We start from the raw sequence: 10896 nt of genomic DNA, 5'->3' as shown, positions 1-10896 counted from the left end.
CAGAAATGAATTGATCATGCAGTTATAGAGGATTGGTGTAATGGTAGCATGACGGTCTCCAAAACCGTTCGTCAAGGTTCGAGTCCTTGATCCTCTGCCAAATAAATAAAAAGCCATTGTATTTACAAGGGCTTTTTTATTTTCTCAATTTGATGCTTGAGTAAAAGCATAGAAATATTTGCTCAAAGCATACATAGCCTGTTTTGACCTATATAAAAAGACTAGGTAACACATAGGCTTCCTAGTCTTAACTTTCTTATTTTATATATTGATCGATTATGGTGTTGCTAATGCAGTTGCCAAAAGTGGTAAATTTTGCCCTGTAGCAGCAGCTAAAATAAAGTTTTGGCTAGCTGTGGTAATCGTCCATTTTTGATTATTTCCACTGCCACAACCGTATGTGATTAAAGTACCACGACCATCTGCGGCTGGCGCACCACCACCACTCAAATCGAGGCAAGAATTACCTTGACGGAATTGCTGTGTTGACCCTGTTACAGGTGTTTCCCAAATCTGATTGCTTACACCATTATTACAGCTAGCAAGGGTTGCACCTGATAAACAGAGCTCAGGATATTGTACGCTATGGATTTTACCTACAGCATCATAAACCCATAAACTAGCGTTATCACCTGTACAGCCATTTTTGCCACTCATATATACGCTTGGTTTTCCTGTGCTGCTCGAAATTTCTGTTTTGAGACATGCCAAATTCATGTTTGGCATAACCAACATAGTGGCACCAGCCAATGGATTACTATTGGAAAGACTAAGTTGGGCAACAAAGCTTTTTAAAGCAGTATGAGCAGCGCTCACATTTGCTGTTAAGTCACTACGATATACATTGACCCAGCGGTTTAAGCGATATAGCTGTTCTTGTTGGTTGCTAAAACGTTCTAATTCTTGCTGCGCAGTTGTTGAAAGTTCGTTTTTAAAATTCTTATAAGAATCATAAAGAATTTTATTATTTGGAGATAAATTAGCGATGAGCTTGCCTTGATTGCTGAGTAAAGCTTGTTCTAATTGTGGGAGTTCAACTTTGCGTAAAGCTTTATAACCTTGTTCCTTACCAATCGTTACAGCAGCAGGTAGAGGTTGGGCATAACTTGGAATAACAATTGATGAAAGTTTATTGGCTTGTTCATTGGCGCGTTTACAGTATAAATCAACGCTCAGTGGTGCATCGCTTTGAGCCAAATTAATGTGCAATTTATTTGCATTTCCATTCATTCGATTTGGTGCGAGCGCAATGTTTTCCTCAGCTTTTAGTACATATTTGACATTGATCCAACAGCTTGCATTTGCAAGACCTAGTTGTGCTTGAGGGAGTGAGAACACATTCCCCCAATTACCACGTGCTGCAGGATAAAGCAGACCGACTTGGTTAACAGGGTCATAGCCACCTAAAATGGTAAAAATTGGTACACCAAATTGAGTAGGTTTTAAATAATTGCCATCTGGGCGGTTGTACCAAACTTGATTTGAGTTTGGAACTTTAGGTTGAGTGACATCCATTTGGCGAGTTGTCGCGTTCCAACGCTTATATCCTGTTGGAGAGTTGGAATCCCAAACTGCACGATCAAATGCTGGTTGAATTTTTTGCTGTGTGCTGTAACCCGTGTAATGGGTAAAACGGGAAAGGGAGCTAGAGTAATTACCTCCTGCCATAGCATCAGTGCCGTAAGTATAGGCATTTTGGAAAATTGGCGTTCCACCTAAGCGATTTTCTAGATTTGTATTATTCCAGTTTAAATTGCCTCGCATACGGTTGCGATAAGCAATATAACCCCATCCACTGTCTGGATGATGAGCTGACCAAAAGTAGTTTTCACCATTTTGTCCAGGATAATGCCCTAAACCATAGTGATGCCCAATTTCATGACTAAATTCATTACCCACAGAATCGATCAGCGTTAAGATACCATTACCACCGCTTAAGCCGTGATTGACATCACCATTTTGGTATTTACCCCAAGCATGGTGAATGACTGCACTTTGAGTCAGTTGAGGTTGTTCTTGGCTTGACATTGATGCACTGGTTACACCCCAGTTTGCAAGGTTAATTCCTGTACTAAATGTTGATTTAGCAGTATTTTCTCGCATATCACCACTATAGACATCACCTGTTGTGGCGCTTTTGTCATTATAAATGACACCACTTGCAACCATGACTTGATTCAGTTGCATGTCATCATACTTTGTGACGATCATTTTTGCCGCAGGAATCGTTTCAAAATAATCAGTACCCGCTTTTTCTGGTTCGTTCAGCATATAGTGACCGCTAGATTGTCGAGGTGCGGTGAGCATGCCCAAACGAATGCTTTGAACCACTAATTCACCCGGCGCTCCAAAATCAATCGATTGTGTATCGAGTCGCCCATTTTTAAGACTAACAGGATCTACAATACGAATATTTAAACCTGGTTTGACTTCATCCCAGTTAAGGGCTGCTGTCCATGTGCGTTTAGAGTATTGAACTCTTGGGCGAGCATCGCCGTTAGATTGGTCTGAGGCGGGGATTTGAGTGGGTTCTTGTAATGCAACACGACGTATTAAACGACTATTTAAATAGATTTCTGCATTCAGTTGTTGCACCTCACCCATGTCGGTATTTGGGGTGACTAAAAGGAGAGCATCTTTTTCACTGGTAAGACGAGGCATACTTTTCGCCTCGTTACCATTTGGATCTACTGTGTGGTTTTGTGCAAATTGGATCATTGCTGCAAAACTACCGACAAGATCATTACGCAAAGGTCGTGTATTACCCTGTAAGTCGTAATCGTAGAATCCCAATGTATTTGAATCAAAAACATCTTTATTTGGCTCAGGATAAGCACCTGTTGTCGTAAGTGCTTTTGCTTGACCATTTGTCGCCGAATCAGTTTTATTATTATCAGTTGTTTCTTGAGAGTTTCCTCCACAACCAGATAATAATAAGAGTGAAATACATAAGCTTAATGTACTTATTGAGGGTTTTGTCACATTTCTCATATTTTAATTAACCGAGTTAATAAAGTGTTAAATAGGGATTAATTTTAAAATAATATAACCTATATTTAATTGATGAGTATATATATTCGATATAAAGTACATATATTATTTCCGTGATATTGTTCTTATTTTTTTAACCAAGTGTTAATGTTGCTTTGTAAATTTTTAATATGGATGTGGTGTTCTCAAAACATAAGATTATGTTATTGAATGACATTTTTTGACACATTTTAGCAAAAATTATAATTATTAATGGTTTGTTAAGCTTGTTTTATTGAGCTTTAAATTAATTTATTAATTATCTTTAGTCTTAATTAAAAATGCAGTGGGTTTTAAATTAAATATAATTAATGTATCTTTGTGATTATTTTGTGTGTCTCCTTTATTATTTAAAATTCATATCTTAAATAATGTGTTTAATTGCCTTTATTATATTAAAAATGATAGAGGGGACACATAATTCTTATATTTTTGAGTCCATTTTTTAAATGGAAGTTTTAAGTTTGGCGCTGATATTAATTTGGGGGTGGCGTAGAAATGAATAAAGTTTATAGAACTGTATGGAATAAAAGCTTAGGTTGTTGGCAAGTGACTTCGGAATTAACACGAAGTCATTCGCGAGGCGGTCAGAGTTCAACGGTGACAGGGCATGTTAAAGAGACAAAAACTTGGTTTCAGACCCTACGTTTATCTTTATTAAGTTTAGCACTGCTTCCGATTTCACTTTGGGCAGGAGTATCTGATATACAATTGCCAACAGGTGGTAATGTCACAGTTGGCTCTGCACAAGTGAGTCAAAATAATAATACGTTAAATGTTCATCAAAATAGTCAAAATGTAGGTATCCAGTGGGATAGTTTTAACATTGGGCAAAATGCGACAGTCAATTTCTATCAGCCGAATACATCTTCGATTGCAGTAAATCGTGTTTTGGATAGTAACGCCAGTCAAATAATGGGAAAACTGAATGCCAACGGGCAAGTTTTTTTATTGAATCCGAATGGTGTGATTTTCTCTAAAACGGCACAAGTGAATGTCGGTGGGATTGTGGCATCAACATTGAATGTCACAGATAGTGATATTATCAGTGGAAAATTTAAGCTTCAAAATCAGGGGAATGCTGCCAGTATTGAGAACTATGGCTCGGTTATTGCCAATGGTGGTGTCGTTGCATTTATTGCACCAACCGTCATCAATGAAGGGCAGATTCAAGCACATAATGGTGTGATCCATTTAACCGCAGCAGATCAAATCACCTTAAAATTACAAGATGGTCAACTGACTGAATACAAAGTTGAAATTGGGACATTGCAAGGTCTGATTGATAACCGTGGCGCGATTCTTGCCAATAACGGTGCAATTTATTTAACTGCAAAAGCCAAAGATAGCTTAAGCAAAGCCGTGGTGAATCACAGCGGTATTATTGAAGCCAATCGTTTGAGTCAAAATGCCAAAGGTGAAATTGTTTTGCTTGCGGATATGCAACAAGGCACAACTAATGTCAGTGGTGTTTTAAAATCAGAAGGTCGCAATGGTCAGGCTGGTGGTTTCATTGAAACCAGTGCAGCGCAGGTGAAAATTGAAGATAGCACACACGTTTCGACTTTATCTGATGGCGGTAAAACAGGAACGTGGCTGATTGACCCAACTGATTTTAGTATCAATGCTGGCTCGGCTGCTCAAACTGGTAGTGGTATTGGTGCAACGACATTACAAAATAATTTGAACAGCACCTCCGTCATTTTAGAAACACAAAATGCTGGGTCAGAAAAGGGGGATATTAATGTTAATGCGGCAGTTACATGGAATAAAGACACTACACTGACGCTAAAAGCACATCATGATATTAATGTGAATGCCAGTATTACAGCACAAAACCAAGATGGTAAAGTAGTGTTGTTATATGGGCAAAATGGCAAGGAGAGTGCAAATTATTATATTAAAAATGGCGCTAAGATAAATTTAAAAGCAGGGCAAGATTTTAGTACGCAAAAAGGTACGGATGTCAGCAAACGTATTGATTATAAGGTTGTGACTGATTTACAGGCTTTACAAAATATCAATAATGCATTGGCAGGTAATTACGTACTTGGAACAGATATTGATGCCACAGTGACCAAAGACTGGGGTGTTGGAGCCGAAAAAGGCTTTAATCCACTCGGTAATGAATTTGATTATTTTACAGGACGTTTTGATGGCTTAGGGCATACTGTGAGTCATCTCACAATCAATCGACCTTATAGTTATGATGTGGGATTGTTTGGACATATTGATGGTGCTGTAGTTCGTAACGTCGGTTTGGTTGGCGGTTCAGTGATTGGTGATAGTTTTGTTGGCGGTTTGGTCGGGCAAAGTACACATCAGAGTTTGGTTGAGAATGTATTTAATACAGGAACGGTTCAAGGTTATGGGACTGTTGGTGGTCTAGTCGGAGGAAACTTTGATGGCAGTACTATTAAAAATGTTTATGCGACGGGGAATGTCACTGGGGCACAAAACTCAACTTATATCGGTGGTTTAGTTGGAGGCAATGATGGTGCAGTTATCGAGAATGTCTATGCCTCTGGAAATGTGAATGGTACAGATATTGTTGGTGGTCTAGTTGGAGATAACAATCATGGCGGCACAATCAATAATGCCTATGCAACAGGGACAGTATCTGGCGAGAAAAATGTCGGTGGTTTAGTTGGAAATAACTATTATGACGCCGAGGTCAAAAATGCTTATGCGACTGGAGCAGTCACAGGTAATGATCGTGTTGGTGGCTTGGTTGGAGAAAACCTTGCTGCAAAGATTGAAAATACCTATGCACTTGGAAAAGTGACAGGGGCGACAGCCGTAGGTGGTTTACTCGGCAAAAATGTTCAGGGTGTTGTAACCAATAGTTATTGGGATAAAAATAAAACAGGACTAGATACCAGTTCAGGCAGTGCGAATACCAGTGGTTTGACCAGTGATGAAATGTTCAATGCCAATAAATTTGTTGGCTTTGATTTTGATAAAATTTGGGCAAATGCTGATAATCAAACTACGCCGTATTTTAAAGATCATATTGGTCCAAACCAAGTCGTTAACAAACAAGATCAATTGGGTGGTTACTACAGCGTTATCCAAAACCTAAATCAACTACAAAATATAAATCAAAATCTTGCAGGTAATTACTTACTGGGCAATGATATTGATGCCAAAAACTCACAGTTTTGGGGTGATGCAAATGGTATTGGCTTTAATCCGCTTGGTGATAGTAGTCATGCTTTTACAGGTAAATTAGATGGTTTAGGTCATCAAATTTCAGATTTATATATTTATCGTGAAACCACGGATAACGTTGGCTTATTTGGCTATATTCAGAACGCCAATCTTAAAAACTTTGGTGTCGTGAATAGCAATATCAAAGGTCAAAACCATGTAGGTGCTGTTGTTGGAAGCAGTACACAGAATTCACAACTGTATAGCATTTATAGTACTGGATCGGTTGTAGGTACGGGTGATGCTGTGGGGGGATTGGTTGGGCAGCAACAAGATGGTTCAAAAATAGAAAGTGCATATTCAACCAGTCAAGTTAGAGGTCAGAACCATGTTGGTGGTTTGGTCGGTACTAATCAAAATGCAATCATTAAAGATACCTATGCAACTGGTGCTGTGAGTGGATTGAGCAATGTTGCTGGCTTAGTGGGAAGTAACCAAAACCAAGCAACGATCCAAAATGCCTATGCCACTGGGCGTGTTACAGGGAATAGTCTGATTGGTGGTTTAGTTGGAAATAATAACAACGCAACTGTGAGTAATGGTCACTGGAATAAAGAGACTACGCTGCAAAATGACAGCGCAGGGAGTAGTGCAAGTTTTGGTTTGACTAATGCTGAAATGAAAGATGCATCTAAATTTACTTTCCTTGACGCAGATAGCAAATTAGGAGGGAAACAGACGGCATGGCGTATTTATGACGGTCTAAGCGTACCTTTACTACGCAGCTTTTTGACGACTAAGGATTTATCTGTTACGGATAAGACCACAACCTATACAGGCAAAGAACAACACTTTGCTGATGTATGGGGATTAGACAGCAGCAAATATACTGCCAATGGTCAAACCAGTGGAACAGATGCAGGTCTTTATAAAGCGATTTATTATAGTGATAACCAACATGGCTATGATTTCATTGGAAATGAAGGCACTTTAACGATTAATAAAGCCAAAGTTACCGTTACTGGAAATAGTGATTCAACAATCTATAACGGTAAAACTCAATCAATTAATAATCCACATTATATGGTTGATGGATTGGTGAATGGGGAAGCTGAGTCCTTACTTGGAAATATCGCGATAACAGGTGCTTCAGGTAAAGATGCAGGAACTTATACCAATAAGGTGACTGGCGAAAATAGCAGTACCAAAAACTATGATATAGAGTATGTTGATGGTAAGTTTGTTATTAATAAAAAGAAAGCAACGGTTTACGCACTGGATGAAACGCGTGAATATAATGGTTTTAACCAACAAATTAATAGTTTCCGTGCAGATGGCTTAGTTGATGGAGAAACTGAGTCTGTTTTAGCGGTGAATGCTGTTGCAACACGTAAAGATGCCGGAAATTATGTGCATGCCGTTGCTTATAGTAATGCAGCAAAAGGCGATAAAAACTATGATCTTACTTTTGTAAATGGTACATATACCATTACCAAAGCCACTGCCACAATTAAAGGAAATAGCCTAGCAACGATCTATAATGGTCAGGTACAGAATGTCGCTGGATTTACGATTTCAGGCTTGAAAGGCAATGATGCAAACAATCAAGCAAATATCTTTAGTGGTGTTACTGCTTCTGGTGCGAGCGATCGAAATGCAGGTAGTTATACCAACACTGTAGCTGGAGCAGCATCAACTACGAACTATAATATCGTATATGAAAATGGTTCACTTAATATTGCCAAAAAGCAAATCACAGGCGTATTAATAGCTCAAGACAAAGTCTATGACGGTACAACCAATGCGATTGTAAACGGTAGCTTGAATGCAAGTGATGTGATCACAGGCGATCAAGTTAGTGTTGGAACAACAGGACAGTTTGTAGATAAGAACGCAGGTCAGAACAAAGTTGTCACGGCTTCAAGTAGCTTGGTTGGATTAGATGCAGGCAACTATGAACTCACCACCAATGGACAAGTCACCGCCAATATCAGCAAGAAGCAAATCACAGGCAGCATCACTGCTCAAGACAAAGTCTATGACGGTACGACTAGTGCGATTGTGAATGGCAGCTTGAATGGTCTGATCACAGGTGACCAAGTTAACCTAAATGCGCAAGGACAATTTGCCGATAAAAATGCAGCTTCGAATAAGACGGTCAATGTATCAAGCAATTTAAGTGGTACAGATGCAGGCAACTACGATCTTGCAGCGAATACCTCAGCACAAGCCAACATTAGCAAGAAACAAATCACAAGTGTATTAACCGCTCAAGATAAAGTCTATGACGGTACAACCAGTGCGATTGTGAATGGTAGCTTGAACGGCTTAATTACAGGAGATCAAGTCAGCCTGAATGCGCAAGGACAATTTGCTGATAAGAATGCGGGTTCAAACAAGAATGTAAATGTATCAGGTAATTTAAGTGGTACAGATGCAGGCAACTACGATCTTGCAGCGAATACATCTGCACAAGCCAACATCAGTAAGAAGCAAATTACAGGCAGCATCACTGCTCAAGACAAAGTCTATGATGGTACAACCAGTGCGATTGTGAATGGTAGCTTGAACGGTTTAATTACAGGTGATCAAGTTAATCTGAATGCGCAAGGACAGTTTGCCGATAAAAATGCAGCTTCGAATAAGACGGTCAATGTATCAGGTAACTTAAGTGGTACAGATGCAGGCAACTACAATCTTGCAGCGAATACATCTGCACAAGCCAATATCAGCAAGAAACAAATCACAGGTGTATTAACCGCTCAAGATAAAGTCTATGACGGTACAACCAGTGCGATTGTGAATGGCAGCTTGAACGCAGGTGGTGTGATCACAGGTGATCAAGTTAGTGTTGGTACAACAGGGCAATTTGTAGATAAGAACGCAGGTCAAAATAAAGTTGTCACGGTTTCAAGTAGTTTGGTTGGATTAGATGCAGGTAACTATGAATTAAGTACTAGCGGACAAGTGACTGCCAATATCAGCAAGAAGCAAATCACAGGCGTATTAACGGCTCAGGATAAAGTCTATGACGGTACAACCAGTGCGATTGTGAATGGTAGTTTGAATGGTTTAATTACAGGTGACCAAGTCAACCTGAATGCGCAAGGACACTTTACTGATAAAAATGCAGGCGCGAATAAAAATGTAAATGTATCAGGTAATTTAAGTGGTACAGATGCGGGTAACTATAGCTTACAAGCCAATAGTCAAACCCAAGCCAATATCAGTAAGAAACAAATCACAGGTAGTATCACCGTTCAAGATAAAGTTTATGACGGTACGACTAGTGTGATCGTCAATGGTAGCTTGAATGGTTTGATCACAGGTGATCAAGTCAACCTGAATGCACAAGGACAATTTGCAGATAAAAATGCTGGTTCAAACAAAAATGTAAATGTATCAGGAAACTTAACGGGTACAGATGCAGGTAACTACGATCTTGCAGCGAATACATTCGCGCAAGCCAATATCAGTAAGAAACAAATCACAGGCGTATTAACGGCTCAAGACAAAGTTTACGATGGTACAACCAGTGCGATTGTGAATGGCAGCTTGAACGCAGGTGGTGTGATCACAGGTGATCAAGTCAGTGTTGGTACAACAGGACAATTTGTAGATAAGAACGCAGGTCAAAATAAAGTTGTCACGGCTTCAAGTAGCTTGGTTGGATTAGATGCAGGTAACTATGAATTAAGTACTAGCGGACAAGTGACTGCCAATATCAGCAAGAAACAAATCACAGGCGTATTAACAGCTCAAGACAAAGTCTATGACGGTACAACCAATGCGATTGTAAACGGTAGCTTGAATGGTTTAATTACAGGTGACCAAGTCAACCTGAATGCGCAAGGACAATTTGCTGATAAAAATGCAGGTTCAAATAAGACAGTTAATGTATCAGGTAATTTAAGTGGTACAGATGCAGGTAACTACGATCTTGCAGCGAATACATCAGCACAAGCCAACATCAGCAAGAAGCAAATCACAGGTGTATTAACAGCTCAAGACAAAGTGTATGACAGTACAACCAGTGCGATCGTCAATGGTAGTTTGAACGGCTTAATTACAGGTGATCAAGTCAACCTAAATGCCCAAGGACAGTTTGCCGATAAGAATGCAGGTTCAAATAAGAATGTAAATGTATCAGGTAATTTAAGTGGTACAGATGCAGGCAACTATAGCTTACAAGCCAATAGTCAGACTCAAGCGAGTATCAGTAAGAAACAAATCACAGGCGTATTAACGGCTCAAGACAAAGTTTATGATGGCACAACTAATGCAATCGTCAATGGCAGCTTGAATGCAAGTGATGTGATCACAGGCGATCAAGTTAGTGTTGGAACAACAGGACAGTTTGTAGATAAGAACGCAGGTCAGAACAAAGTTGTCACGGCTTCAAGTAGCTTGGTTGGATTAGATGCAGATAACTATGAACTCACGACCAATGGACAAGTCACCGCCAATATCAGCAAGAAGCAAATCACAGGCAGCATCACTGCTCAAGACAAAGTCTATGACGGTACGACTAGTGCGATTGTGAATGGTAGTTTGAATGGTTTGATTACAGGTGACCAAGTTAACCTGAATGCGCAAGGACAATTTGCTGATAAAAATGCAGGTTCAAACAAGACAGTTAATGTATCAGGCAATCTAAGTGGTACAGATGCAGGTAACTACGATCTTGCAGCGAATACCTCAGCACAAGCCAACATT

Annotated in this window: 2 protein-coding genes and 1 tRNA gene; 2 read left to right on the top strand and 1 reads right to left on the bottom strand. The window is 39.5% G+C overall.

Features of this window, described 5'->3' with window-relative positions; genetic code table 11:
- Nucleotides 1-26 precede the first annotated feature (26 nt).
- Nucleotides 27-100, top strand: a tRNA-Trp gene (locus IEV17_RS02445).
- Between the two features lie 176 nt (nt 101-276).
- Here IEV17_RS02445 and IEV17_RS02440 read toward each other — a convergent pair.
- Nucleotides 277-2991: a M66 family metalloprotease gene (locus tag IEV17_RS02440; protein WP_004662945.1), complete on the bottom strand. Its 2715-nt coding sequence runs from the start codon at nt 2989-2991 to the stop codon at nt 277-279.
- A 537-nt stretch (nt 2992-3528) separates the two neighbouring features.
- On the opposite strand from IEV17_RS02440, the gene IEV17_RS02435 reads away from it, so the two are divergent.
- Nucleotides 3529-10896: YDG domain-containing protein (locus IEV17_RS02435; RefSeq protein WP_194423761.1), on the top strand; the 7368-nt coding region annotated here is incomplete at its 3' end.

The organism is Acinetobacter modestus, assembly GCF_014636095.1.
GTDB classification, from domain to species: Bacteria; Pseudomonadota; Gammaproteobacteria; order Pseudomonadales; family Moraxellaceae; genus Acinetobacter; species Acinetobacter modestus.
The sequence above is the reverse complement of the archived record's forward strand: the minus strand, read 5'-3'. Positions and strand labels throughout refer to the sequence as shown.